The sequence below is a fragment of the Streptomyces sp. NPDC007025 genome (assembly GCF_042869455.1).
Classification (GTDB): Bacteria; Actinomycetota; Actinomycetes; order Streptomycetales; family Streptomycetaceae; genus Streptomyces.
Window position 1 is genome coordinate 14,831 of sequence record NZ_JBIAFT010000014.1, and the last position, 25,578, is coordinate 40,408.

General features: G+C 74.0%; 25 protein-coding genes and 1 pseudogene. 18 read left to right on the top strand and 8 right to left on the bottom strand.

Going from position 1 to position 25,578, the window contains the following annotated elements; genetic code table 11:
- Nucleotides 1–3: 3 nt before the first annotated feature.
- The 3 genes and pseudogenes from ACFYMO_RS25405 to ACFYMO_RS25415 all read right to left on the bottom strand — a co-directional run bounded on the left by ACFYMO_RS25405 (nucleotide 4) and on the right by ACFYMO_RS25415 (nucleotide 2,355).
- On the bottom strand, nucleotides 4–588 hold the full coding sequence (locus ACFYMO_RS25405) for a dihydrofolate reductase family protein (protein ID WP_388549388.1): 585 nt from the start codon (nucleotides 586–588) through the stop codon (nucleotides 4–6).
- Between the two features lie 18 nt (nucleotides 589–606).
- A pseudogene (locus ACFYMO_RS25410) lies at nucleotides 607–822 on the bottom strand (pyridoxamine 5'-phosphate oxidase family protein); the annotation flags it as partial.
- Between the two features lie 39 nt (nucleotides 823–861).
- Nucleotides 862–2,355 (bottom strand): MFS transporter, encoded by a 1,494-nt coding sequence (locus ACFYMO_RS25415; RefSeq protein ID WP_366771068.1) that lies wholly within the window; start codon nucleotides 2,353–2,355, stop codon nucleotides 862–864.
- Between the two features lie 110 nt (nucleotides 2,356–2,465).
- On the opposite strand from ACFYMO_RS25415, the gene ACFYMO_RS25420 reads away from it, so the two are divergent.
- The 3 genes from ACFYMO_RS25420 (at nucleotide 2,466) to ACFYMO_RS25430 (ending at nucleotide 4,578) form a co-directional block, all read left to right on the top strand.
- Nucleotides 2,466–2,951, top strand: a complete 486-nt coding sequence (locus ACFYMO_RS25420; RefSeq protein ID WP_388549158.1) for a MarR family winged helix-turn-helix transcriptional regulator — start codon at nucleotides 2,466–2,468, stop codon at nucleotides 2,949–2,951.
- A 420-nt stretch (nucleotides 2,952–3,371) separates the two neighbouring features.
- Nucleotides 3,372–3,674, top strand: a complete 303-nt coding sequence (locus ACFYMO_RS25425; RefSeq protein ID WP_366771066.1) for an acylphosphatase — start codon at nucleotides 3,372–3,374, stop codon at nucleotides 3,672–3,674.
- Between the two features lie 82 nt (nucleotides 3,675–3,756).
- A complete protein-coding gene (locus ACFYMO_RS25430; RefSeq protein ID WP_388549161.1) occupies nucleotides 3,757–4,578 on the top strand; it encodes a Mut7-C RNAse domain-containing protein in 822 nt (273 codons plus the stop codon).
- Nucleotides 4,579–4,584: 6 nt separating this feature from the next.
- On the opposite strand, the gene ACFYMO_RS25435 is transcribed toward ACFYMO_RS25430, so the two are convergent.
- Nucleotides 4,585–5,019: a protein-tyrosine phosphatase family protein gene (locus tag ACFYMO_RS25435; RefSeq protein ID WP_388549164.1), complete on the bottom strand. Its 435-nt coding sequence runs from the start codon at nucleotides 5,017–5,019 to the stop codon at nucleotides 4,585–4,587.
- Nucleotides 5,020–5,307: 288 nt separating this feature from the next.
- Here ACFYMO_RS25435 and ACFYMO_RS25440 point away from each other — a divergent pair, with 288 nt between their 5' ends.
- Nucleotides 5,308–5,835: an SRPBCC family protein gene (locus ACFYMO_RS25440; RefSeq protein WP_366771064.1), complete on the top strand. Its 528-nt coding sequence runs from the start codon at nucleotides 5,308–5,310 to the stop codon at nucleotides 5,833–5,835.
- A 40-nt stretch (nucleotides 5,836–5,875) separates the two neighbouring features.
- Here the strand turns inward: ACFYMO_RS25440 and ACFYMO_RS25445 are convergent, their stop codons facing one another.
- Nucleotides 5,876–7,012 carry an MFS transporter gene (locus tag ACFYMO_RS25445; protein ID WP_360694961.1) on the bottom strand — a complete coding sequence of 379 codons (1,137 nt, stop codon included), beginning with the start codon at nucleotides 7,010–7,012 and terminating at the stop codon, nucleotides 5,876–5,878.
- A gap of 401 nt (nucleotides 7,013–7,413) precedes the next feature.
- Between ACFYMO_RS25445 and ACFYMO_RS25450 the strand changes: the two genes are divergently transcribed.
- The 13 genes from ACFYMO_RS25450 to ACFYMO_RS25510 all read left to right on the top strand — a co-directional run bounded on the left by ACFYMO_RS25450 (nucleotide 7,414) and on the right by ACFYMO_RS25510 (nucleotide 19,835).
- The gene (locus tag ACFYMO_RS25450) at nucleotides 7,414–9,261 is read left to right on the top strand and encodes an ABC-ATPase domain-containing protein (RefSeq protein ID WP_366771063.1); all 1,848 of its coding nucleotides are present in this window, start codon (nucleotides 7,414–7,416) and stop codon (nucleotides 9,259–9,261) included.
- A gap of 45 nt (nucleotides 9,262–9,306) precedes the next feature.
- The gene (locus ACFYMO_RS25455; RefSeq protein ID WP_366771062.1) at nucleotides 9,307–9,888 is read left to right on the top strand and encodes a GNAT family N-acetyltransferase; all 582 of its coding nucleotides are present in this window, start codon (nucleotides 9,307–9,309) and stop codon (nucleotides 9,886–9,888) included.
- Between the two features lie 312 nt (nucleotides 9,889–10,200).
- Complete coding sequence (locus tag ACFYMO_RS25460; RefSeq protein ID WP_312000843.1) at nucleotides 10,201–10,284, top strand: putative leader peptide; 84 nt, start codon at nucleotides 10,201–10,203, stop codon at nucleotides 10,282–10,284.
- 233 nt (nucleotides 10,285–10,517) lie between these two features.
- Complete coding sequence (locus ACFYMO_RS25465; RefSeq protein WP_276477309.1) at nucleotides 10,518–12,212, top strand: nitrite/sulfite reductase; 1,695 nt, start codon at nucleotides 10,518–10,520, stop codon at nucleotides 12,210–12,212.
- Nucleotides 12,209–12,433, top strand: coding sequence for a hypothetical protein (locus tag ACFYMO_RS25470; RefSeq protein ID WP_276477310.1), 225 nt, complete (start codon nucleotides 12,209–12,211; stop codon nucleotides 12,431–12,433). Before ACFYMO_RS25465 ends, ACFYMO_RS25470 begins: the two co-directional genes overlap by 4 nt.
- Nucleotides 12,430–13,143, top strand: a complete 714-nt coding sequence (locus ACFYMO_RS25475) for a phosphoadenylyl-sulfate reductase (protein WP_360694952.1) — start codon at nucleotides 12,430–12,432, stop codon at nucleotides 13,141–13,143. Before ACFYMO_RS25470 ends, ACFYMO_RS25475 begins: the two co-directional genes overlap by 4 nt.
- A 58-nt stretch (nucleotides 13,144–13,201) precedes the next feature.
- Entirely contained in the window at nucleotides 13,202–13,744 is a 543-nt protein-coding gene (gene cysC, locus ACFYMO_RS25480; protein WP_366771058.1) for an adenylyl-sulfate kinase, read from the top strand.
- Nucleotides 13,741–14,676, top strand: coding sequence for a sulfate adenylyltransferase subunit CysD (cysD, locus tag ACFYMO_RS25485; protein ID WP_360694946.1), 936 nt, complete (start codon nucleotides 13,741–13,743; stop codon nucleotides 14,674–14,676). The genes cysC and cysD overlap by 4 nt, the downstream gene beginning before the upstream one ends.
- Nucleotides 14,677–14,678: 2 nt before the next feature.
- Entirely contained in the window at nucleotides 14,679–16,028 is a 1,350-nt protein-coding gene (locus tag ACFYMO_RS25490) for a sulfate adenylyltransferase subunit 1 (RefSeq protein ID WP_388549171.1), read from the top strand.
- Between the two features lie 177 nt (nucleotides 16,029–16,205).
- Nucleotides 16,206–17,327: an aliphatic sulfonate ABC transporter substrate-binding protein gene (locus ACFYMO_RS25495; RefSeq protein WP_388549174.1), complete on the top strand. Its 1,122-nt coding sequence runs from the start codon at nucleotides 16,206–16,208 to the stop codon at nucleotides 17,325–17,327.
- 6 nt (nucleotides 17,328–17,333) lie between these two features.
- Nucleotides 17,334–18,113, top strand: coding sequence for an ABC transporter ATP-binding protein (locus ACFYMO_RS25500; protein ID WP_388549177.1), 780 nt, complete (start codon nucleotides 17,334–17,336; stop codon nucleotides 18,111–18,113).
- Nucleotides 18,100–19,056 carry an ABC transporter permease gene (locus ACFYMO_RS25505; protein ID WP_366771055.1) on the top strand — a complete coding sequence of 319 codons (957 nt, stop codon included), beginning with the start codon at nucleotides 18,100–18,102 and terminating at the stop codon, nucleotides 19,054–19,056. The genes ACFYMO_RS25500 and ACFYMO_RS25505 overlap by 14 nt, the downstream gene beginning before the upstream one ends.
- Nucleotides 19,056–19,835, top strand: a complete 780-nt coding sequence (locus ACFYMO_RS25510; protein WP_366771054.1) for a sirohydrochlorin chelatase — start codon at nucleotides 19,056–19,058, stop codon at nucleotides 19,833–19,835. Before ACFYMO_RS25505 ends, ACFYMO_RS25510 begins: the two co-directional genes overlap by 1 nt.
- A gap of 175 nt (nucleotides 19,836–20,010) precedes the next feature.
- Here ACFYMO_RS25510 and ACFYMO_RS25515 read toward each other — a convergent pair whose 3' ends face one another.
- The 3 genes from ACFYMO_RS25515 to ACFYMO_RS25525 all read right to left on the bottom strand — a co-directional run bounded on the left by ACFYMO_RS25515 (nucleotide 20,011) and on the right by ACFYMO_RS25525 (nucleotide 23,984).
- Nucleotides 20,011–21,249 (bottom strand): S8 family peptidase, encoded by a 1,239-nt coding sequence (locus tag ACFYMO_RS25515; protein ID WP_366771053.1) that lies wholly within the window; start codon nucleotides 21,247–21,249, stop codon nucleotides 20,011–20,013.
- Between the two features lie 172 nt (nucleotides 21,250–21,421).
- On the bottom strand, nucleotides 21,422–22,756 hold the full coding sequence (locus tag ACFYMO_RS25520; RefSeq protein ID WP_366771082.1) for an SAV2148 family HEPN domain-containing protein: 1,335 nt from the start codon (nucleotides 22,754–22,756) through the stop codon (nucleotides 21,422–21,424).
- A 358-nt stretch (nucleotides 22,757–23,114) separates the two neighbouring features.
- Entirely contained in the window at nucleotides 23,115–23,984 is an 870-nt protein-coding gene (locus tag ACFYMO_RS25525) for a LysR substrate-binding domain-containing protein (RefSeq protein WP_388549181.1), read from the bottom strand.
- Nucleotides 23,985–24,150: 166 nt separating this feature from the next.
- Here ACFYMO_RS25525 and lpdA point away from each other — a divergent pair, with 166 nt between their 5' ends.
- Nucleotides 24,151–25,578, top strand: coding sequence for a dihydrolipoyl dehydrogenase (gene lpdA, locus ACFYMO_RS25530; protein ID WP_366771051.1), 1,428 nt, complete (start codon nucleotides 24,151–24,153; stop codon nucleotides 25,576–25,578).

Here is a 25,578-nt window from a genome sequence, read left to right on the forward strand (position 1 = left end):
TCCTCAGCGGACGTCGTAGGTCAGATGCGTCGCGGTCGAGGTCACGGTCACGGCGCGCTGCACCAGCGTGCGCGGCGTCCCGCCGGTGAACAGCGGCGTCCCGGAGCCCAGCACGACGGGTGCGAGGTGCAGTTGCAGCATGTCGACCAGCCCCGCTTCGAGCGCCGAGCCGATCAGTGCGCCGCCGCCCATCAGGACGGCGTCCAGGTCCCTGCCGCTGTCGGAGGACGCCGCCTCGGCGCGTTCTCGCGCTGCGGTGACGGCGTCCGGCAGGCCGGTGGTGACGAACGTCCAGTCGAGGTCGCCGAGCCGCACCGACTCCGGCGGGGTGCTCGTGACGACGAGGAACGCGGGCTTGCCGACCTCGCCGGCGCCGTAGCCGGTCCGGTCGTCCCAGCCGCCGGGTCCGTCGACCACGTCGAAGAGCCGGCGGCCGAGGACGACGGCTTCGGCCAGGAACCCCTCCTCGCCCTCCGGGGTGTCGAATCCTGCCGCCATGGCGGCGAGTTCGCGGCCGACGGCGTCGCCCGGCACGACTGTCGGCCCGGAGACCTCGGCCTCGCCCTCGGCGACCGCGAAGGTCCACACGTCGCGGCTCACGTGCAGGGCCGCGTGCGGGTCGGCGCGGAAGTGCCGGGGCTTGAGGCGATCGCGGGTGGTGGAGATCCGCAGGGTGCGGGCCGCCGCGTCCCAGCGGTACAGCACCGTGGTCAGGTGCGGATGGCCGCTGCTGCGGACGCTGGCCAGCGTGCCGAACTGCTGCTCGGAGAGGAGCTGGTCGAGCTCGGTTCCGGTGAGCGGGCGAGGGGCGGGGCCGGACATGAGGGTTCCTTGCCTGGAGGAGGGACGTGAGGGCTGAGGTCAGTTCGCGGGCTGCTCGGCGCCGGCCACCGGGACCGGTGCCGCGGGGGTGCTGTCTCCGGATGTCGCGGGGGTGCCGTCTTCGGACACGGGCTTGCGGAGCGCCGCGAACGCGAGGACGAACGCCAGGACGAGCAACCCGGTGCCGGTGGCGAAGGCCGCGTGGTATCCGCCGGTCAGTGCGGCGGCGTGGGAGCTGCCGGCGGCGGCCAGGGTGTCGGTGCGGGCGGCCGCCAGGGTGGAGAGGGTGGCGACGCCGAGCGCCATGCCGATCTGCTGGGTGGTGTTGAACAGCCCGGAGGCCAGTCCGGCGTCGCTCTCGTCGGCGCCGCTCATGCCCAGCGAGGTGAGGGCGGGCAGGGCCAGGCCGAAGCCTGCCGCGAGCAGCATCACGGGCAGCAGGTCGGTGGCGTAGTGCGCGTGCACCGGCAGCCGGACGAGCAGCCCGAGCACGCCGACCAGGAGCGCGATCCCGGTCAGCAGTACGGCGCGTTCCCCGTACCGCGCGGTCAGCCGGGCTGAGGCGCCGAGCGAGACCGCTCCGATGATCACAGCGGCGGGCAGCATGGCGATGCCGGTGCGCGCGGCGCTGTAGTCGAGGACGTTCTGCAGGTAGAGGGCGAGGAGGATCTGGAAGGAGAAGAGGGCCGCGACCATCAGCATCTGCACGAGGTTCGCCACGGCCACGCTGCGCGAGCGAAGGACACGCGGCGGCATCAGCGGGGTGCGGGCCCGGACCTGGCGCAGCGCGAAGCCTGCGAGCAGGGCGGCACCCGCGAGTGCGGGCACCAGGGTGTGCGGGGAACCCCAGCCGTGGCCGGTGGCGTTGACGACTCCGTAGATGCCCGCCATCAGGCCCGAGGTGATCAGGAGCGCGCCCCAGCCGTCGGCTCCGGCCCGCAGTCCGATCCCGGCGTCCGCCGGAAGCGAGGGAAGGGCGAGCGCGAACACCAGGGCTCCGATGGGCAGGTTGATGAAGAAGATCCAGTGCCAGGTGAGCAGATCGGTGAGGACACCGCCGAGTACCTGGCCGATGGAGGCTCCGGCGGCGCCGGTGAAGCTGAAGACGGCTATGGCACCCGCTCGTTCCTTGCTTCCGGGGTAGAGGGTGACGAGGATGCCGAGCCCCACGGCGGTCGCCATGGCGCTGCCGACGCCTTGCAGGAAGCGGGCGGCGAGCAGGACGCCGGGGGTGGTGGCGAGCCCGGCCAGCAGCGAGGCGGCGGTGAAGACGCCGGTCCCGGCGAGGAACATCCGCTTGCGGCCGAGCAGGTCGCCGAGCCGGCCGGCGAGCAGCAGCAGGCTGCCGAAGGCGACGAGGTAGGCGTTGACGACCCAGCTCAGCTCCGAGGCGGCGAAGTCGAGGTCTCGTTGGATGGCCGGGAGCGCCACGGTGACGATGGAGCCGTCCAGGATGATCATCAGGGTCCCGGTGGCGATGACGCCGAGTGCGAGGCCGCGGGGGCCTCTGGCTGCGGCTGGGGATGCGGACATGGCGGCCTCTCGGTTCACACGGCGGGGGGAAGCGGACAAGACAAGACCGTAGCAGATAGTTTTGTTGCAGACGATATTGTTAGGGACGACCCTCCCGGTAGGCTGGCCTCATGACCGCCATGACGCCACCGGCCCGCACTCAGCCGGACCTCTCCTACCTGCTGGACCACACCAGCCATGTACTGCGCACCCGGATGGCGGCGGCGCTCGCGGAGATCGGGCTGACGGCACGCATGCACTGCGTGCTGGTGCACGCGCTGGAGGGCGAGCGCACCCAGAGCGAGCTCGCCGGAATCGGCGACATGGACAAGACCACGATGGTGGTCACCGTCGACGCGCTGGAGAAGGCCGGACTCGCCGAGCGCCGCCCCTCCAGCACCGACCGCCGGGCATGCATCATCGCCGTCACCGAGAAGGGCGCCCGGACGGCCGAACACAGCCAGCGGATCGTGGACTCGGTGCACGGACAGGCGCTCGACGCACTGCCGGACAGCGACCGGGAGACGTTCCTACGACTCCTGGACCACCTGGCCACCGGCCACCTGAGCACCCCCTCCCCCGCACCCGCCCGCCGGGCCCGGCAGCACAGCGGCTGACCCCCTCGTGCGGGCCGTTCCGCCCTCCCCCACGGGGGCAAGCACTCCGGCACGGCACGCTCCACGACCCCGGACCTGGCGGTCAGCGTCGAGCGCGTTCAGTCGCCGCCGAAGTCCCCGCCGGATCTGCTCGCTCTGCCGCTGCGTCCGCTTCCAGGATTTCTTGTCGGTCTCCGGCGCGCTTCCCTCCGGCCACGGAGCAGTCTGAGCCTCATTGTTTCCCTCGCCGAGCCCCTCCGGAAGACGGCAACGGGCGGCCGAGCGCTTGCAGACCCCGCCGCGCGCACAGCCCGGACTCGGCCCGGCGCGCTACGCCCGCGCGAGGCTCGGAGACCGGAATGCCCCGGGGGCGGGGTTCGCGCGACCATGGCCGGAGCACCACCGAGAACGGGAGTACCGACCGAGGGCTGGAGTGAACCGATGGCTGTGCGATCGCGGCGGGTCGTCGTGACGGGACAGGTGCAGGGCGTCTTCTTCCGGGACACCTGCCGCCGGACGGCCGCCACGCAGGGGGTGCGGGGCTGGGTGCGCAACCTGTCCGACGGCAGCGTCGAAGCCGTGTTCGAGGGCTCGCCGGAGGACGTCGACACCCTGGTGGAGTGGGCCGGAGAGGGACCGCCTGCGGCGTCCGTCGACGACGTGTGGATCACCGAGCAGGAACCACAGGGGCACACCACCTTCCAGGTGCGCACCACCGCCCCCGCACCGGAGGAGGACCGGTGAATGTTCCGACACCGGACGAGAACCGGTGGCACCCTGACACCGGGCCAGGCCCCGTGACCGCCCCGCCCCGGAACGGCGGCCGGTGACCACCCCGCCGCGGGCACCGGCCCCCGCGGCCCGGCTCCACGTGGTGGTCCCCGAGGAACTGGGCCACTTCCTCCCCGCACGGCTGCGCGGAGAGGCCGGCACCCCGCACGGAGTGCCCTGCCCCTACGACGGTGCCGCCTCGCTGGGCCACGTCGTGCAGTCGCTCGGCGTACCGCTGACGGAGGTGTCCGGGCTGCGGGCCGACGGCGAGCCGGTCTCCGCAGCGCACCGCCCGCCGGACGGCGCCCGGATCGAGCTGTCCCCTGTGCCCCGCCCGCAGCCGCTGCCGCCCTCGGCGCCCTGGCCGCCCCGCTTCGTGCTCGACGTGCACCTGGGGGCGCTGGCCCGGCGCCTGCGGCTGCTGGGCGTGGACACCGCCTACCGCAACGACGCGGCCGACCCGGAACTGGTGGCGCAGGCCGCGGCCGAGCACCGCATCCTGCTGACCCAGGACCGCGGTCTGCTGCTCCGGCGGGCGTTGTGGCTGGGCGCCTACGTGCGCGGAAGCCGACCCGACGAGCAGCTCACCGACGTACTGGACCGCTTCGCCCCACCGCTGACCCCCTGGACGCGCTGCCCGGCATGCAACGGGACGCTCGCGTCCGTCCCCAAGAAGGAGATCGCCGAGCAGCTACCGCCCGGCACCCGGCGCACCTACGACACGTTCACCCGCTGCACCACCTGCGGGCACCTCTACTGGCCCGGCGCCCACCACCCCCGGCTCGCGGCCCGGGTCGCCGCCGCCCGGCGCGCGACCGGCGGCGGGCCGGCGCCGCGCGACGGGCCCGGCGACTCCTCTGCGGACGATGCGGCGTGAGCCCCGCTATGCCCGCCGGCACCGCCGCACATACCGGCGCTGCCACGGGGTCTCGACCGCGCGGCGCGCGTAGTGCTCCCTGACGTAGCCGACGACCCGCTCGGCCGGCACCCCGTCGAGCACGGCCAGACAGGCGAGAGCCGTGCCGGTACGGCCCACCCCGCCGCCGCAGGCGACCTCCACCCGCTCGGCCGCCGCCCGCTCCCACACCTGGCGCAGCGCGGACCGGGCCCCGGCGCGGTCGCTCGGCAGCCGGAAGTCGGGCCACCGCAGCCACCGGGCCTCCCAGCCCACCGGATCCGGAGACCGCCCCAGCAGATAGAGGCCGAACTCCGGCTCCGCGCCGGACGGCAGGGCATGGCGCAGCCCGCGACCGCGGACCAGCCGACCGGACGGCAGGCACAGCACACCCGGCGCACCGGGATCCCAAGTGACGGACATGGCCCGAGAATAGCGCCCAGCCTGCCTCCGCGGAGTCGAAGTCCGACGGAGCGCGGCCGCGGGCCCCGCGGAGCCGTCCGGGGCCCGTGGCAGCACGGACCCCGGATGTATCGACCGCGAGTGGGTGCCGACCTCCACGGCACGGACCCGCCCGCAACCAGAGGGCGGGGCGCTCAGCAGCCCGGTCCCCCGGACGGCCGCGCCCCGGCGGCGGACGTGCGGACCCGGCGGGAGACTCGGCGGGACGGCCGCCGCGGCAGCGGGCGAGGCGAAGGGCGTGAGCGTGGGATGAGCGTGGAACTGGGGATCTTGGTGGAGCGGGACGGGGAGCCGGCCGTACAGCTGGAGCGCGCGATCCCCGCGGGCGTGCAGGAGGTGTGGCAGGCGTTGACGGAGCCGGGCCGGATGGCTGCCTGGTTCCCGTCGCCGACCGTGCATATGGAGCCCACGGTGGGCGGCCGGGTCGACTTCGCGGGCGACCCGTACGCCGAGGACCGGTCCGGCACGGTCCTGGAGTTCGACGCGCCCCACCGGCTGTCCTACACCTGGGGCGACGACGAGCTCCTCTTCCGGCTCACCCGGCGCGGCGAAGGGTGCGTGCTCACCCTCACGGACGTGCTGGAGGCGCGGTCGGCGGCCGCCCGCAACGCGGCCGGCTGGGACGTGTGCCTGGACGAGTTGGTGAAGCTGCTCTCCGGCGGCACCCCCTCCGGGCCGCACGACGGCACGGCAACCGACTGGCGGGAACGCTACGACGCGTATGTGGCCGCGGGCATGCCGTCCGGTGCTCCGGTGCCGGGCGGCGACCCCGGCTGAGCCGCCGCGCACCGCTTCACCGTCGGAGATTCGCGCCGCTTCACCGCCAGCGGCGGGCGACGTACAGCGTCCAGCAGGTGAGCGCGGCGCACAGAATGCCGCCCGCGGCGAAGACGGTGGCGTGCCGTCCGTCCTGGAGGAGGGACGAGGTGAGGCCGACCGTCGCGGAGCTGGAGAGTATGGCCGAGGCCGAGAAGAGCGACACCGCGCGGCCCCGGACCGGGGCCGGGAGCAGCCAGGGCAGCCAGGTCTGCAGCGTGGTGTGAAGGTAGCTCCAAGCGGTCCCCAGCAGGGCGGCGCACAGCATCAGGACGGCGGTGCCCGGTACCAGCGCGGCCAGGAGAGCGCCGGTGACCCCCATCGACCCCCCGGTGGCCAGCAGCCGCATGGGCCCCCACACGCGCGCGTGGCGGCGCAGCACCAGCGTGCTGGTGAGCACGCCGAGCGCGTAGATGACCAGGACGGCGGAGGTGGAGGCCTGGCTTCCGGCGGTGGCCAGGGCGGGGGCGAGGAGGGCGGGCAGTCCGAGCATCACCGCTCCCTCGGCGGCGCCGAGGCCGAGCACCGTGCAGTACGCGGCGGAGGTCCGTCCCGGTACGGCGTCCGGCGGGTCCTCGTACGCGCCGCCGATGTCCACGCGGACGGGGGCCGAGCGGGTGGCGGCCCGGATCCGGCAGACGGTGACCGCGGTGAGCAGGGCGATCACGGCGAACGCCGGCCGCCACGAGCCGCAGCGCAGCACGGTGTCCGCGAGGACCGGCGAGGCGATGCCGCTGGCGGCGGTGACGGAGGTGAGGGTGGCGAACGCGCGCTGTCTGGCCTGCGCGGGCCGCAGGGAGCCGTAGTAGAGCGAGACCGAGGGGATGACGGTGGCGAAGCCCGCACCGGCGGTGGCGCGCAGCGCGATCCACCAGCCGGGGCCGGGGCACAGCGCCGAGCCCACGGAGGCGGCCGCCGCCACCAGCAGTCCGGTGCGCAGGCTGCGGCCCGGCCCGTAGCGGTCGGCCAGCCAGCCCCACAGCGGCAGCGCGAGCCCCTGCCCGAGCGAGTAGGCGGCGAGGCCCGTGGTGACGGTGGCGATGTCGGTGTGCCAGGCCGTCGCGAGGGCGGCGAGCAGGGGCGCGGCCAAGTGCCAGTCGGCGTTGCCGAGGGCGGCTGCCCAGCGCAGCGCGGACATGGTGCCCCCTCTCTCGCGCTGGTCCCGGTGGTCGGCCGGGGGGCGTGGGAAGCCGTCCTTGCAACGACCCCCCAGAACGAGAGAATATGGGCGTTTTCCCCAAGAAGAGGACGGGTGGCGGAATTTGACCCCTTCTGGGGATACTTGAACGCACCGGTCGGCATTCCCGCTCCCCGGCTGCTTCCCGATCGCTCCACGGCTGCGGGGCGGCGGACGCCCCGAACCCCGGGCAGGTTTCGGCCCGGTCGGTTCGGCACCGTATCGTCGGGTTCCGCGCGGCCCCGGTGCCCCGGCAAGGCGGCCACCGGGGCCACACCACGGTCGGCCGCCGCAGCACACCCGGCGGCCGCCACCACAGCCGACGGAGAGCAGCCGGAGACACAGGAAGGCAGGCGAGCGGCGTGCGGGAGCAGTCCTCGGGGGCCGGCGGGCAGCGGCGCGGCGGCGGGCGGCCCTACGGACGCGGCGGTCACGGAGGGCCGCGCGGCGGGCAACGCGCCCACGGACACGGCGGTCCCCCGCGCGGCCGTCCGGGACGCGCCGACCACGGCGAGCACCGGCCGCGCGGCCCGCGCACCGGACTGGCGGCCGAGCTGCGGACGCTGGAGGGCGCGCAGTACGGCCGCTACAAGGGCCTGGTGGGACGCTGGGAGATGCCCGGCGGGGAGACCCTGGAGCTGGTGCGCGCCCAGTCCGACCCTTATGCCCCGCCGGCCCGTGTCGCGGTGCACGTGCCGGGCCCGCTGACCGCGCTCCCGCCCGAACTGCTGACGACCGCGACCCGGCGCCGCGCGCTCGCCTCGTATCTGGTGCGGCAGGCCGCGCGTGCGGTGCGCGGGGAGCAGGCGCTGCGGGTGGACGCGGGCGGCCAGGAGGTGCTGGAGCGCAGTTCGTGCACCGTCAGCGGCGAGGACGGCTCGGTGACGCTGCGGCTGGGCACGGCCCTTCCGGGGCACGGGCGGCGGATCGACGCGCGGGAGGCCGAGCGGCTGCTGTGCCGGGTGCTGCCCGGGATGGTCGAGCAGGCGCTGCGCCACCCGGCGTTGGACGCGGCCGCGGTCGAGCGCTTCGTCGAGACGGTCGAGGACTCCGTGGCGCTGCGGAACGCGTTGGCGGGGCGCGGGCTGGTCGGCTTCGTCGCCGACGGCGCGGTGCTGCCGCGCCGCAGCGGGGTGGACGACCGGCCGGCCGCGGGCGGCGGTGTGGTGCCGTTCGCCTCGCCCGCCGAGCTGCGGGTGACGATCGAACTGCCGCACGCGGGTCCGGTGACCGGGATGGGGGTGCCGGAGGGCGTGAACCTGGTCGTCGGCGGCGGGTTCCACGGCAAGTCGACGCTGCTGCGCGCCCTGGAGACCGGCATCTGGGACCATGTGCCGGGTGACGGGCGCGAGTTGGTCGTCTCGCGGAACGAGACGGTGAAGCTGCGTGCCGAGGACGGCCGACGCGTCGAGCGGGTGGATGTGCACGCCTTCGTCGACCATCTGCCGGACGGTTCGGACACCTCTGACTTCTCCACGGAGAACGCCTCCGGGTCCACCTCGCAGGCCGCCTCGCTGTGCGAGGCCGTGGAGGCGGGGGCCCGGGTCCTGCTGATCGACGAGGACACCGCGGCCACGAATCTGATGATCCGGGACGCCCGGATGCAGGCGCTGGTGGCCAAGGACCGTGAACCGCTGACCCCGTTGGTGGACACCATCCGCTCGCTCCACCGGGACCACGGCGTCTCGACCGTGCTGGTGATGGGCGGGTCCGGGGACTACCTGGAGGTCGCCGACCGGGTCGTGATGATGGACGCCTACCGGCCCTCGGACGTCACCGAGCGGGCGCGCTCGATCGCGGCCGTGCCCACCGGGCGGCACGCCGAGGCGGAGTCCTTCCCCGGCGTCGTCGCGCGGGTGCCCGATCCCGCGTCCCTGGACGCGGAGGTCCGCGGACGGTCCCGGATCCGCGCCCGCGGCGAGGACGTGCTGACCTTCGGCGACCACGAGGTGGACCTGCGGGCCGTCGAGCAGATCGCCGATCCGCGCCAGGTCACCGGGATCGGGCTGGCGCTGGAGCTGATGGTGCGGCGCGGGCTGCTGGACGGCCGCCGACCGCTGGCCGAGGCCCTCGATCTGCTGGACGAGGTGCTGGCGGACGGGCCGACGGGGCCGCTGCTCGGCATTCGGGACGAGGATTTCGCCGCACCGCGCCGCTTCGAGACGGCCGCGGCGGTCAACCGGGTCAGAGGGCTGCGCATGCTCCGCTGAGGGGGCCGGGTACGGCCGTCCGGACCGGCGTGGTTGGCTGGGCCCATGAGTGCGACCGTCGACGTCACCACCTGGTATCTGGAGCAGACCTCGGCCGCGGACCGGGTACCGGCGCGGGAGCCCGAGGAGGCCGCAGCCGTCCGGGTGGAGCGCGCCGAGGTGCCGAGCCCGGAGTTCAGCCGGTTCCTGTACACCGCGGTCGGCGGGGACACCACCTGGGTGGACCGGCTGCCGTGGACGCACGCGCGGTGGCGGGACTTCCTCGACCGCCCCGGGGTCGAGACCTGGGTCGCCCACCACCGGGGCACGCCCGCCGGGTTCATCGAGCTGGACGGCGCGAGCGGGGCCGCCGAGGGGACGGTGGAGATCAGCTACTTCGGGCTGCTGCCCGCCTTCCGCGGCCGCGGGCTCGGCGGGCACCTGCTCGGTCTCGGGACGGCACGCGCCTGGGACCTGGCCGACCGCTGGGAGGGCCACCGCCCCACCACCCGGGTCTGGGTGCACACCTGCTCCCGGGACGGGGCCTACGCGCGCGCCAACTACGAGCGCCGCGGCTTCCGGGTGTACCGCACGGAGACGGAGCAGGAGCCGGACGTCCCGACACCCGGGCCCTGGCCCGGGGCCTGATCCGGGCCCGCCCCCGGCCGGCACCGGCACGGCCCGCGCGACCGTGCCGCGGACGGCCGCGGGCACACCGTGCCTGCCACGGGCACACCGTGCCGGCCGCGGGCGCGCAGGTCCGGCCGCGGACGCGCCGTACTGACCGGTTCGACCTCGCCGACCTGCGCCGTCGTGGCACTGTGGGGGTTCGCCCCGGCCGCGCGCGGTGCCGGACCGTACCGGCACCCGGACCACCTCGGATCTCATCTACCGGGATTCTTTTGTCCAGGATACGGATAGCAGTGGACTGACATCTGACGCCCGTGCAAGGCTTCCGCCATGTCTCGCGCTGGAATCGCCTTGGTGAGTCGACGTCACGTCGACCTCGTTCGCGTGTCCAGCGCCATCTGTCCGGCGGGCTGACAGTCACAGCACCGCCGTTCCGACAGCCCCCTCCCGGCGTCCTCCGACGCCGGTCCGGCACCGCCGATCCGCAGCCGCCGCCCTCATCGTCGCGGGCGACCCGCCCGGAACCGGCGCCGAAACCCCTGCGTACGGGCGCCTGAACCGCTCCACCCGAGTGCGGACCGCCCGGCGTGCCCGCGCACCCGCCCGACGTGCGTCGCCCGCGCCCCCTGCCCGAAGGATCCCCCGCCATGGCCGACACCTCCGAGCGCCCCGCAGCCCCCGCCCGCCGCAAGGCAGGCCGCCACCGCGGCGAGGGCCAGTGGGCCGCTGGTCACTTCACGCCGCTGAACGGCAACGAGCAGACCAAGAAGGACGACGACGGTCTCAACGTGCGGACACGCATTGAGACGATCTACGCCCAGCGCGGCTTCGACTCCATCGACAGCTCCGACCTGCGCGGCCGGATGCGCTGGTGGGGCCTCTACACCCAGCGCAAGCCCGGCATCAGCGGCGGCAAGACCGCGGTGCTGGAGCCCGAGGAGCTGGACGACGAGTACTTCATGCTCCGCGTCCGGATCGACGGCGGACGGCTGACCACCGAGCAGCTCCGCGTCATCGGCGACGTCTCGCAGGAGTTCGCCCGCGGCACCGCGGACATCACCGACCGGCAGAACGTGCAGTTCCACTGGATCCGCATCGAGGACATGCCGGAGATCTGGCGGCGGCTGGAGGGCGTGGGCCTGTCCACCACCGAGGCCTGCGGCGACACCCCGCGCGTCATCCTCGGCTCCCCCGTCGCCGGGATCGCCGCCGACGAGATCATCGACGGCACGCCCGCCGTCGAGGAGATCAACCGGCGCGTCGTGGGCAACCCCGCCTATTCCAATCTGCCCCGCAAGTTCAAGACGGCCGTCTCCGGTTCGCCGCTGCTGGACGTCGCACACGAGATCAACGACGTGGCGTTCGTCGGCGTGGACCACCCCGAGCACGGCCCCGGCTTCGACGTGTGGGTCGGCGGCGCGCTGTCCACCAACCCCAAGCTGGGGCAGCGGCTGGGAGCATGGGTGCCGCTGGAGGAGGTCGCCGAGGTCCACGAGGGCGTCACCGGCATCTTCCGCGACTACGGCTACCGGCGGCTGCGCACCCGCGCCCGGCTGAAGTTCCTGGTCGCCGACTGGGGACCGGAGAAGTTCCGGCGGGTCCTGGAGGACGAGTACCTCGGGCGGAAACTGACCGACGGCCCGGCCCCCGCGCAGCCGCCCCGCGAGTGGCGCGACCACGTCGGCGTGCACCAGCAGCGGGACGGCCGCTACTACGTGGGCTTCGCACCGCGGGTGGGCCGGGTCGACGGCGCCACGCTCAGCAAGATCGCCGATCTGGCCGAGAGCCACGGCTCGGGCCGGGTCCGCACCACCGTCGAGCAGAAGATGATCGTGCTCGACGTCCCGGAGGACCAGGTCGAGTCGCTGGCCGAGGGCCTGGAGGCGCTCGACCTGACGACCCGGCCCTCCGTCTTCCGGCGCGGGACGATGGCGTGCACCGGCATCGAGTTCTGCAAGCTCGCCATCGTGGAGACCAAGGGCCGCGGCTCCTGGCTGATCGACGAACTGGAGCGCAGGCTCCCCGGCTTCGACCAGCCCGTCACCATCAACGTCAACGGCTGCCCCAACTCCTGCGCCCGCATCCAGGTCGCCGACATCGGCCTCAAGGGCCAACTGGTCACCGACGCCGACGGCAACCAGGTGGAGGGCTTCCAGGTGCACCTGGGCGGGTCGCTGGGCATGGACCCGGGCTTCGGCCGCAAGGTGCGCGGACTGAAGGTCACGGCCGCGGAACTCCCCGACTACGTCGAACGCGTGCTGCGCGCCTTCCAGGACCAGCGCGAGGAGGGCGAGCGGTTCGCCCAGTGGGCGGCGCGTGCCGCGGAGGAGGACCTCAAGTGAGCGAGCGCGCCGCACCCTTCCACTGCCCCTACTGCGGGGACGAGGATCTGCGCCCCAGCGAGCTGGAGACGCCCCGGGGCCAAGGCGCCGCCTGGGAGTGCGCCGCGTGCAACCGGGCGTTCCGGCTGAAGTTCCTCGGGCTGCTGGCCTCCGGGCTGCAGGCGGCACACCACGACGGTGCACACACCGACGGTCTCCACGGAGAGGACTCCGAATCATGAGCACCGCGCACATAGCCCGGCGTTCCTCCGACGAGCTGCGCCCGCTGGCCGAACAGGCGGGCCGGGAGCTGGAAGAGGCCGACGCGCTCGAGGTGCTGCGCTGGGCCGCCGACACCTTCGGGCACCGGTTCTGCGTCACCTCCTCCATGGAGGACGCCGTCGTGGCCCACCTCGCCTCCCGGGTCTTCCCCGGGGTGCGGGTCGTCTTCCTCGACACCGGCTACCACTTCCCCGAGACCCTCGGCACCCGCGACGCCGTCCAGGCCGTCATGAACGTCGAGGTCGTCACCCTCACGCCCCGCCGGACGGTCGCCGAACAGGACGCCGAGCACGGTCCCGCGCTGCACGACCGCGACCCCGACCTGTGCTGCGCGCTGCGGAAGGTGCAGCCGCTGGAGGAGGGGCTGCGCGACTACGACGCCTGGGCGACCGGGCTGCGCCGCGACGAGTCGCCGAGCCGCGCGGGCACCCCCGTCGTCGGCTGGGACGAGAAGCGGCAGAAGGTCAAGGTCTCCCCCATCGCCCGCTGGAGCGGGCAGGACGTGGACGACTACATCGCCGAACACGGCGTGCTCACCAACCCGCTGCTGAGCGACGGCTACGCCTCCATCGGCTGCGCCCCCTGCACCCGCCGGGTGCTGGAGGGCGAGGACGCCCGCGCCGGACGCTGGGCCGGCAGCGGCAAGACCGAGTGCGGGCTGCACCTGTGACGGCCGCGGCGCACGCACACGAGACGGACACGGAGAGACGGACGACCGAGGGGGTCCGATGAGCGGGGCGCGCGGAGCGACCGTGTGGCTGACCGGCCTGCCGAGCGCGGGCAAGACGACCGTGGCGACGGCGCTCGCCGAGCGGCTGCGCGGCGAGGGGCACCGCACCGAGGTGCTGGACGGGGACGAGATCCGCACCTTCCTCTCCGCGGGGCTCGGCTTCTCGCGGACCGACCGGGACACCAACGTGCAGCGCATCGGCTTCGTCTCCGAACTGCTGGCCTCGCACGGCGTGATCGTCCTGGTCCCGGTGATCGCGCCGTACGCGGACAGCCGCGAGGCGGTACGCAAGCGGCACATGACCCAGGGCACCCCCTATCTGGAGGTGCATGTGGCGACGCCCGTCGAGGTGTGCTCGGAGCGGGACGTGAAGGGCCTGTACGCCAAGCAGGCAGCCGGCGAACTGACGGGACTGACCGGGGTCGACGACCCGTACGAGGAGCCGGCCGACCCGGACCTGCGCCTGCTCACCCACGGGCGCGAGGTGGCGGAGTCGGCCGCGGCCCTGCACACGCTGCTGAAGGAGAGGGGAGTGCTATGACCACGGCGGTGAGCGCACCGGAGGAGACCGACAACCCCTTCGCGCTGACGCATCTGGACGCGCTGGAGTCGGAGGCGGTGCACATCTTCCGCGAGGTCGCGGGCGAGTTCGAGCGGCCGGTGATCCTCTTCTCCGGCGGCAAGGACTCGATCGTGATGCTGCACCTGGCGCTGAAGGCGTTCGCCCCGGCGCCGCCGCCCTTCGGGCTGCTGCACGTGGACACCGGGCACAACTTCCCCGAGGTGCTGCGGTTCCGGGACGAGACGGTGGCCGAGCACGGGCTGCGGCTGTTCGTGGCCTCGGTGCAGGAGTACATCGACGCCGGCACGCTGCGTGAGCGCCCGGACGGCACCCGCAACCCGCTCCAGACGCTGCCGCTGCTGGAGGCGCTGGGCGAGCACCGGTTCGACGCGGTCTTCGGCGGCGGGCGGCGGGACGAGGAGAAGGCGCGGGCCAAGGAGCGGGTCTTCTCGCTGCGGGACGAGTTCGGCGGCTGGGACCCGCGCCGCCAGCGCCCCGAGCTGTGGCAGCTCTACAACGGACGGCACGCCCCGGGCGAGCACGTGCGGGTCTTCCCGCTGTCGAACTGGACCGAGCTGGACGTCTGGCAGTACATCGCGCGGGAGGACATCGCGCTCCCCTCGATCTACTACGCGCACCACCGGGAGGTCTTCTCCCGGTCCGGCATGTGGCTGGCCCCGGGCGAGTGGGGCGGCCCCGCGGACGGGGAGCGGGTGGAGCAGCGCCTGGTGCGCTACCGCACCGTCGGCGACATGTCCTGCACCGGCGCCGTGGACTCGGACGCGGACACGGTGGAGAAGGTGATCACGGAGATCGCCGCCTCCCGGCTGACCGAACGCGGCGCCACCCGGGCGGACGACAAGCTCTCCGAGGCCGCGATGGAAGACCGCAAGCGGGAAGGCTACTTCTAGAGATGAGTACGACAGCCGGAGCCGGCCACGCCGCAGAGGCACTGGCGGCCACCTCACTGCTGCGGTTCGCCACCGCCGGAAGCGTCGACGACGGCAAGTCCACCCTGGTGGGCCGTCTGCTGCACGACTCCAAGTCGGTGCTCTCCGACCAGTTGGAAGCCGTCTCGCGGGCCTCCCAGGCCCGCGGCCAGGAGGCACCCGACCTGGCGCTGCTCACCGACGGGCTGCGCGCCGAGCGGGAGCAGGGCATCACCATCGACGTCGCCTACCGCTACTTCGCCACACCCAGGCGGCGGTTCATCCTCGCGGACACGCCGGGCCACGTGCAGTACACCCGGAACATGGTCACCGGCGCCTCCACCGCGGAGCTGGCCGTCGTCCTGGTGGACGCGCGCAACGGGGTCGTCGAGCAGACCCGGCGGCACGCCGCCGTGGCAGCCCTGCTGCGCGTCCCGCACGTGGTGCTGGCCGTCAACAAGATGGACCTGGTGGGCTACGCCGAGGACGTCTTCGCAGCGATCGCGGACGAGTTCTCCCGCTACGCGACCTCCCTCGGGGTGCCGGAGGTGACCGCCGTGCCGATCTCCGCGCTGGAGGGCGACAACGTGGTCGCGCCCTCCGCACACATGGACTGGTACAGCGGGCCGACCGTGCTCGAGCACCTGGAGACGGTGCCGGTCACCCACGACCCGACCGACGACCCGGCACGCTTCCCCGTGCAGTACGTCATCCGGCCGCAGACCGCCGAACACCCCGACTACCGGGGCTATGCGGGCCAGTTGGCCTCGGGCGTGCTGCGCGTCGGGGACCGGGTCACCGTCCACCCCTCGGGCCGCTCCAGCACCATCGAGGCACTGGACGTGCTGGGCCGGCCGGTCGACGTGGCCTGGGCCCCGCAGTCGATCACCGTCCGGCTCGCCGACGACCTGGACATCTCGCGCGGCGACCTGCTCGCTCCCGCGGACGCCGCGGTGCGGCCGAGCCAGGACCTGACCGCGACCGTCTGCCATCTGCACGACCGGCCGCTGCGGCCCGGCGACCGGGTGCTGCTCAAGCACACCACCCGCACCGTCAAGGCGCTGGTCAAGGAGATCCCCTCGCGGCTGACCCTGGCCGACCTCTCGCAGCACCCGGAGCCCGGCGAACTGACCGCCAACGACATCGGCCGGGTCGTCCTGCGCACCGCCGAGCCGCTGCCCGTCGACCCGTACACCGACTCGCGGCGCACCGGATCGTTCCTGCTGATCGATCCGGCCGACGGCAGCACGCTGACCGCGGGCATGGCCGGCGGAGCGTTCGCCGACGCGGACATCCCGGCCGCCGAGGCACCCGACAGCGGCTGGGACTTCTAGACCGATGGGCATTCCAGGAGAGGTCTTCTCCACCTTCGACCAGACCGGTGGCCGCATCGGCAGCGGCGCACGCGGCAGCGGCCAGGGCGGAGTGGGGCGCTGCGGCAGGTGACGAGCGCCGACCCGCGCGCACCGTCCCTGCCGACGTCCGACTTCCCCGCTTGAGAGGACTTCCCCGTGCCCCGTATCCGCGCTCCGCGCAGCCGCTCCTCCGGCCGCACCCGCGCCGCCCTGCTGGTCGTGTCCGCGCTGCTGTGCGCCGCGGGCTGCGGCTACGGGTCCAAGGCCGTGGAGCACGCCGACCCGGCGGCCGCCGGAGGCCGCAAGGTCGACGGGCTGGACTCGGTGAAGATCGGCTACTTCCCCAACGTCACCCACGCCACGGCGCTGGTCGGACTGCGCTCGGGCGGGCAGATCCCGGAGGAGCTGGGCGGCACCCGCGTGCGCACCCAGGTCTTCAACGCGGGTCCGGCGGCGATCGAGGCACTCAACGCCAAGGCCGTGGACATGGCCTGGGTGGGGCCCTCGCCCTCGGTCAACGGGTACACCCAGTCCGGCGGGAGAAATCTGCGCATCGTGTCCGGCGCCACCTCCGGCGGCGCCTCGCTGGTCGTCGACCCGCGGAAGATCGCCTCACTCGGCGAACTGAAGGGCAAGCGCATCGCCTCCCCGCAGCTGGGCAACACCCAGGACGCCGCGCTGCTGCACTACCTCAAGACCAAGGGCCTCACCGTCGACCCGCAGACGGGCGCGGGCGACACCTCGGTACTGCGGCAGGACAACAAGGAGATCCCCACCACCTTCCGGCAGGGCGGCATCGACGGAGCCTGGGTGCCCGAACCGACGGCCTCCGTCCTGGCCGACCGGGGCGGCAAGGTCCTGCTGGACGAGAAGAAGCTGTGGCCGGGAGGGTCCTTCGTCACCACCAACCTGGTGGTGCGCCAGGACTTCCTCCGGCAGCACCCGAAAGTGGTCGAGGCGGTGCTGCGCGGCTCGGTGAAGACCAACGCGTGGATCCGCGCGCACCCGGAGGCGGCCAAGGAGCGCATCAACCGGGCGCTGCGGCGGGATGCGGGCAAGCCGCTGCCCGGCGAGGTCCTCGACTCCGCGTTCGCCCGGATCGAGGTGACCGACGATCCGCTGGCCGCCACGCTGCGCGCGCAGGCCGACCACGCGGTCTCGGCCGGGCTGCTGAAGAAGCCGCGGCTGAAGGGGATCTACGACCTGGCCCCGCTGAACCGGGTGCTGCGGCACGAGGGCCGCCCCGCCGTCTCGGACGCCGGGCTCGGAGCACGGTGAGCGCCCATGACCACCGCAGGAGGTGAAACAGTGACCGCGACCACCACGACGCGCCCCGCAGCGCGGATCACGCACGTCTCCAAGTCGTTCGGCCCCCAGCAGGTGCTCGACGACATCAGCGTCGACGTCGCCGACGGCGAGTTCGTCACCCTGCTGGGCGCTTCCGGCTGCGGCAAGAGCACCCTGCTCAACCTGGTGGCCGGGCTGGACACGCCCAGCTCGGGCACCGTCGAGGTGCCCGGCGGGCGCCCGGCGCTGATGTTCCAGGAGCATGCGCTCTTCCCCTGGCTGACGGCGGGCGGGAACATCGAGCTGGCGCTCAAGCTGCGCGGGATGCCGAAGGCCGAGCGCCCGGCGGAGGCCGAGCGGCTGCTGGAGCTCGTCCGGCTCAAGGGTGCGCACCGCAAGCGGGTGCACGAGTTGTCCGGCGGGATGCGGCAGCGGGTCGCACTGGCCCGCGCCCTGGCGCAGGACAGCGAACTGCTGCTGATGGACGAGCCGTTCGCCGCGCTGGACGCCATCACCAGGGACGTGCTGCACGAGGAGCTGACCCGCGTGCGGGCGGAGACGAACGTCGCCGTCCTGTTCGTCACCCACAACGTCCGCGAGGCGGTCCGCCTGGCGGAACGCGTCGTCCTGCTCTCCTCCCGGCCCGGGAAGGTCGCCCGGGAGTGGCAGGTGGACATTCCGCACCCGCGCCGCATCGAGGACGCGGACGTGGCCGCGCTGTCCGTCGAGATCACCGAACAGCTCCGGGGGGAGATCCGCCGCCATGGCCGACACTGAGACGCGACCGAAGGCCGGGGAAGGGCCGGTGGCGCCGGCTGCCGCGGCGCCGGATCCGGCCGCCGGCCGCCGGGAGCAGAACGACGGGCCCGGCGGGGACCTGGCCGGGCTGGAAGCGGGGCTCGACGCGCTCGACACCCGCACCGCTTCCCGCACTCCGCTGCCGGTGCTGCTGCGCCGCAAAGCGCTGCCGCCGCTGGTGGCGGTCGTCCTCGTGCTGGGGCTGTGGCAGGCGGCGTTCGTGCTGGAGCTGAAGCCCGACTACCAGTTGCCGAGCCCGCTGATGGTGTGGGACGCGCTGGCCGAGGAATGGTACAAGGGCACCATCCTGGGCATCGTCTGGCAGAGCGTCTCCCGCGGCGCGCTGGGCTTCGCGGTCGCGCTGCTGGCGGGCACCCCGCTGGGGCTGCTGGTGGCGCGGGTCGGCCCGGTGCGGGCCGCCATCGGGCCGATCCTCTCCGGACTGCAGTCGCTGCCGTCGGTGGCGTGGGTACCGGCGGCGATCATCTGGTTCGGACTGACGGACGCGACGATCTACGCCGTGGTGCTGCTGGGTGCCGTGCCCTCCATCGCCAACGGCCTGGTCGCCGGCGTCGACCGGATCGACCCGCTGCATCTGCGCGCGGGCACCGTGCTGGGCGCCACCGGGCTGCGCGGTGTGCGGCATGTGCTGCTGCCCGCGGCGCTGCCGGGCTATATCTCGGGGCTCAAGCAGGGGTGGGCGTTCTCCTGGCGCTCCCTGATGGCGGCCGAGCTGATCGCCACCTCGCCCGAGCTGGGCGTGGGGCTGGGCCGGCTGCTGGAGACGGGGCGCGCCTACCAGGACATGCCACTGGTGCTCGGTGCGATCCTGCTGATCCTGCTGGTGGGTATCGGCATCGAACTGCTCGTCTTCGCACCCCTCGAACGGCGGGTGCTGCGCCACCGGGGGTTGCTGCGCTGATGCCCACCGCACCGTACCCCTCCGCGCCCGCGCTGCTGCTCGTCGCACACGGAAGCCGGGACGAGCGGCACTCCGCTACGGTCGGTGCGCTCGCCGCGCGGGTCCGGCTGCTGCTGCCCGGCGTCCGGGTGGCGGCCTGCTATCTGGACTTCGACTCCCCCTCGGTGCCCGCCGCGCTGGAGGAACTGCACGCGGCGGGGGTGCACGAGGCCGTCGCCGTCCCCCTGCTGCTGACCCGGGCCTTCCACGCGAAGACGGACCTCCCCGCGGTGCTGGCCGAGGTGGCCGCCTTGCTGCCGGAACTGACGGTCCGGCAGTCGGCGGTGCTCGGCCCGCACCCCCTGTTGACCGCCGCCCTGGAGCGGCGGCTGCGCGCGACCGGGCTGAAGCCCGGCGATGCGCCCTCGACCGGCGTCGTCCTGGCGTCCGCCGGTTCCTCTGACCCGGAGGCGAGCGCAGTGATCGCCGACATGGCGCGGGAGTGGCGGCGAACCACCGGTTGGTGTGCCGTGCGACCTGCGTTCGCCTCCGCTGCTCAGCCCACCACGGCCGACGCGGTGCGGGAGCTGCGCGCCGCCGGTGCCGGCCGGGTGGCCGTCGCGCCCTACGTGCTGGCCCCGGGCCGGCTGCCCGACCGCATCGCGGCCGGTGCCCGGGAGGCCGGTGCCGAGGTGCTCGCGCCGGTGCTGGGTGCGGCGCCGGAGGTGGCGCGGGTGGTTCTGGAGCGCTACACGGCCGTCGCCTCAGGCGGGGGCGCGGCGGTCGACGCCGCGGCGTGATCCGGGCCGTCCAGGGCATATCCGGAGCCGCCCGTCGGCGGGCGGCTCCGCCTCGCGGGCACGCAACAGGCCCGCCGTGCCCCGTGGGGGAAGGGCGCGGCGGGCCTGGAGGTGCGCTTACCCGGAATTCCGGGGTTACGCACGGACAGGGCTCAGAAATGACCGTGAATGTGTGTCACCTGACCACGCGCAGTAGTTTGTTGGGCGTTCCGTCCCCGATGCCGGAGAGGGCGCCGTCGGTGGTGCCGTCGAGCAGCGCCTCGGTGACCTGCGCGGGGGTGGCGTCCGGGTGCCGGCTCAGATAGAGCGCTGCGGCTCCCGCGACGTGCGGGGTGGCCATGGAGGTGCCCCATCCGGCCATCTTGGCGGTGTCGTTCTTGTTGCTGGCCGAGACGACATCGATGCCGGGGGCGAACAGGTCGACGCTCTTGCCGTAGTTGGAGAACTCCGTGCGCCGGTCCTGCTGGTCACTCGCGGCGACGGTGATGGCGTCCGGCACCCGGGCCGGGGAGGCGGCGGAGGCGTCGCCACCGTCGTTGCCGGCGGCGACCACGCAGGTGATGTTCGCGTCGACGGCCCGCTCGACGGCCTCGTCCAGCGCGTAGTCCTCGAAGCCGCCGATGCTCATGTTGGCCACGGCGGGGCCGCCGTCGTCCTCGTGGTCCTCGATCATCCAGTCGATGCCGGCGACGGCGTCGGCGGTGGTGCCCTTGTTGTCGTCACCCAGGATGCGCACGGCGACGATCTTCGCCTTTTTGGCGATGCCGTACTCGGTGCCCGCGAGGGTGCCGGAGACGTGCGTGCCGTGGTTGGCACCGTCCTGCGCGGTCGCGTCGTCGTCCACGGCGTCGTAGCCGTCGACGGCGCGGCCGCCGAAGTCCTCGTGGCTGACCCGCACGCCGCTGTCGACGACGTACGCCGTGACGCCCTCGCCCCCGCTGTCGGGGTAGGTGTACTTCTCGTCGAGTTCCGGTCCGGGCTGGTCGACCCGGTCCTGTCCCCAGGACGGTGGTTCGGTCTGGGTCTCCTGGCCGGTGATCACACGGCTCTGGACGACCTTCGCCACCCTGTCGTCGGCCGCCAGGCGGCGGGCGTCCCGGGGGCTGAGCCCCTTGGCGGACCAGCCGTCCAGCGCGGCGTGGTAGGTGTGCTCGACCTTTCCGCCGTACTTGCCGGCCAGGTCGCGGGCCTCGGTGGCGGCCGCCGTGCGGGTGCGGGCGGCGGCGTCCCGCTTCAGCAGCACGATGTAGTCGCCCTCGACCGCGCCCCGGGCCCCCGCGCCGAGGACGGTGCCCTCGGGGGGCGCGGCGTCGGCGGGGAGCGTCAGCAGCGTCGCTCCGCCCGCGACGGCGACAGCGGCGCCGAGTGCGACGGATATCCGGCGTTTCGTGTGGCGTGCCCCGTGGTGTGCCATGCCGAGGGAGTCCTCCGAGTGTGGGGTCCGGCGATCCGCGGTGGATCGTTTCGAAACCCTGTCGGATTGCCCGGTGCGGCTCAAGTGGCTTGGCGGACTGTGACACACGCCACCGCACGCACCATGTGCCGCACTCCCCCACCGACCACCCGCAGCACCCCGGCTCCGACGGCTACGACACCGGGCGGGAGTCGGCCCAGAAGGCGTCGAATTCCTCCCTGTAGGTGGGGAAGAGCACGCCCTCGCCCACGCCGCGCGCGGACACGGTGCGGCCCGGCCCGCGCAGCACCAGGACCGGTGTCTCCATCCCCCGGGCACCGCGCAGATACGACTGGACGACCGCCAGCCCGTCCGCACCGTCCCCGTCCACCAGGTACGCGGTGAACCGCGGCGTCTCGTCGAAGACGTGGATCTCGAAGGCCGCCTGGTCCCGCAGCCGGGAGCGCACCCTGCGCATGTGCAGGATGTTGGTCTCCACCGAGCGGGCCAGCTCGCCCTTCTTCAGCCCGAGTTCCCGCTCCCGCCGCTTGACCGCGCTGCTGGCCGGGTTCAGGAACAGCAACCGCACCCGGCAGCCCGCCTCCGCCAGCCGGACCAGCCGCCGCCCGCTGTAGTTCTGCACCAGCAGGTTGAGGCCGATGCCGATGGCGTCCAGCCGCCGGGCTCCGCCGAACAGGTCCTCGGCGGGGAGCTGGCGCTGCAGCCGCACCCGGTCGCTGTGCACGCCGACCACGTCGCAGAAGCGGTCCCCGACCAGCTCCTCGACGGCGTCGACCGGCATGCGGCCCACCGCGGCCGCCCCCTCGGGTGCGGCCCCCAGCAGCTCCAGCAGCCGCCGGCACATCCGCTCGGCCTGCGCGAGCACCGTCTCGGACAGCGCCCTGTTGCGGGCGACCGCGCTGCGGGCCACCTCCAGCTCGTCCAGCGCCAGCTCCACCTCGCGGCGGCCCTCGAAGTAGGGCTCGAAGCAGGGCCAGTGCTGCACCATCAGCTCGCGCAGCTGCGGCAGGGTCAGAAAGGAGATGAGGGTGTCGTCGGCCGGGTCGAGCAGATAGCCCTTCCGGCGGCTGACCTCCCGTACCGCCACGGCCCGCTGCACCCACTCCTGCCCGGCGGGCCCGGCCGCCGCGATCACCCACTCGTGGCCGTGCACCGGTTCGTAGATCGGCCGCAGCACGGCGGCGACGACGGCCCGCATCCGCTGCTCGACCAGATTCAGCCAGACGTACGCGCGCCCGGCGCGCTGCGCCCTGGTGCGTACCTCGGTCCAGTCCTCCTCGCCCCAGCCCACGTCCGCGCCGATCTCCATGGGCCGGGCCAGCGGGACCGCGCCCGGTTGCCCGGCACCTCCCAGACTCCGGCCGGGAGGTCCCCCCAGACCGAGCCCGCCGCTCGGATCGTCCACCGCTCCGGCCTCACCGGCGGGGCCGCCGCCCTCCGGCTCCTCACCGCCGTCGCCTGGGGGGAGTTCAAGCCCTCCCGCGCCCAACTGCGCACCGCCTTCCACACCCGCTCTCGGCCCCCGCTGTTCGATCAAGGAAGACTACTTCGGCCGCCCCCGGGGGTGCACCCGGAACCCCTGTCAACTTCCCGTGCTCGTAAGGGTGGACGGGCTCCGCCCGGCTCCCGGGGGGCGGCTCGGCGGCAGCGGCGGGGGCGGGGGCGGACGCCGCAGCGCGCACGACGCGGGGCCCCGCGTCGTGCGCCCGGAGCCTGCCGCCCGGGCGGCGCGACGGCCTCCGCCTGGCTGCACGCTCTCCCACCCGGAACCGGTCCACGCCCCGTCCTACCGCCTCGCGACCGCTCCGCGCCAGCGCCCGGACAGGACCGGTACCGGGAATTCACACCCGCCACGCGCCGCGCCGTCACGGGTGCTCCTCCCGCAGCACACGGAGGAAGGCCTCCGCCGCCCCGGTCGGCTCCGCCCGGCTGAAGGCGATCAGCGGGCGGCGCCACGGAGGCCCGACTGCGACGAGTTGCCGGGCCGGCACGAGGGCGGGGGCCAGATGCTCCGCGACCAGGCAGACGCCCGCGCCGGCCGCGGCCATCCGCGCGGCGGTCGTCGCGTGCTCGACCCGCAGCGCCGTCCGCGGCACGAACCCGGCCCGGCCGCAGACCAGATCGACGAAGGGGCGCCCCTCGATCCGGGGCTCCATCCCGCACCGCACCCAGCCGCGGTCGGCCAGCTCCGCCAGGCCGACCGGTCCGCCCCCGGCGCGATCGCACAGCGGGTCGTCCGGCGGCACGGCGAGGACGATCCGCTCCTCGCCGATCTCCCAGCAGGGGCCTGTCCAGGCGTCGTTCCGGTAGCCGACGGCGAGGTCGGCGACCCCGCGGGCCACGTGCTCGTGCACTTCGTCCTCCGTCGTGTACTCGCGCAGCCGCAGCGCCACCCGCGGGTGGAGCCGCCGCATCCGTGCCACGGCCCCGGTCAGCACGCCGACCGCGACACCGTGCACGGTGGCGATCTCCAGCTCGCCGCCCTCGGCTCCGGCCGCGGCCCGCGCCGCCCGGCGGGCCTGCCGCCAGCTGCGGACGGCCAGTTCGGCGTCCGGGAGGAAGGCGCGGCCCATGGCGGTGGGCCGCACGCTGCGCGGCAGCCGCTCCAGCAGCGGCCCGCCCACCTCCCGTTCCAGGGCCTTGATCTGGTGCGAGAGCGCGGACTGGGTGACGTGCAGCGCCTCGGCGGCACGGGTGAAGGAGCCCTCCTCGACGACCGTCACGAGGTATTCCATCTGCCGCAGACTCACAGTGCCCTCCCGCTCCTCGCGGCTCTCTCGCCGGCTCCGCCGCACCCGGGCGTGCCCTGCGGTCCCGCGACGGAGAGCCATGAACATTCTTCATCGCGAGCATCGAATCATTGCGTTGGACTCATCGCACCGGCGGCGGAAGCCTGAGGCCATGAGCGGGAACACCACGGATGTGATCGTCATCGGCGGCGGAACGGGCGGATACAGCACCGCACTCCGCGCCGCGCACCTCGGGCTCGGCGTCACCCTCGTCGAACGCGACCTGATCGGCGGCACCTGCCTGCATCGCGGCTGCGTGCCCAGCAAAGCCATGCTGCACGCCGCCGAACTGGTCGACGGCATCACCGAAGCACGCGAACGATGGGGAGTCGAGTCACAGCTGGAAGGCGTCGACTGGACCGCGCTGACCGCCACCCGCGACGCCATCGTCGCGCGCAACCACCAGGGCGTGGAGGGGCAGCTCTCGGCAGCCGGAGTGACCGTGGTGCGGGGCACCGCCGCCCTCACCGGCCCGCGCACCGTCCGGATCGACACCCCCGGCACGGCCAGCACCCGGTGGACGGCACGGCGCGGCCTCGTCCTGGCGACGGGCTCCCGGCCGCGGACCCTGCCGGGCCTGGAGGCCGTCGGGGAGCGCGTCGTCACCAGTGACGACGCGCTGTTCGCGGCCGGACTCCCGAAGAGCGTGCTGGTGCTGGGCGGCGGCGCAATCGGGGTCGAGTACGCCTCGTTCCACCGCTCCATGGGAGCCGAGGTCACGCTGGTGGAGGCGGCGGAGCGGCTGCTGCCGCTGGAGGACGCCGACGTCGGCCGCCGGCTGGCCCGCGCACTGCGCAGGCGAGGCATCACGGTACTGACCGGCGCCCGGCTGCTGGCCGCCGACCGGGCGGACGACGGGGTCCGGGCGCGGGTGCGGTCGGCGCGCGGCGGGGAGACCGCCGTCGCGGCGGAGCGGCTGCTGGTCGCCGTCGGCCGGGTCCCGGTCACCGACGGGCTCGACCTGGCGGCGGCCGGTCTGACCACGGACGAGCGGGGCCATCTGCCGCCCGCCGACTGGGCCACGCTGGAGACCGCCGTCCCCGGAGTGCACGTCGTCGGCGACCTGCTGCCGCCGCCCTCCCCGGGGCTGGCGCACGCCTCGTTCGCCGAGGGGCTGGTGGTCGCTGAGGTGCTGGCCGGGCTCTCGCCCCGACCGGTGGACTACGCCGCCGTGCCGCGGGTGACCTACTCGGCACCGCAGACGGCGTCGGTCGGGCTCGGCGAGGAGGCCGCGGCGGCCGCCGGATACGAGACGGCGGTCAACGTGCTGCCGCTGACCGCCACGGCCAAGGGCATGGTGCACGGCCAGGACGGCATGGTGAAGGTCGTCGCCGAACCGGGCCCCGAGGGCCGGGTGCTGGGGGTGCATCTGGTGGGCCCGCACGTCTCGGAGATGATCAGCGCCTCCCAACTGGCGGTGGCCTGGGACGCCTCCCCCGTGGACATCGCCCAGCACATCCACCCGCACCCGACGTTGAGCGAGGCGGTGGGCGAGACGTTTCTGACGCTGGCGGGGCGCGGGCTGCACCAGCACCGGTGA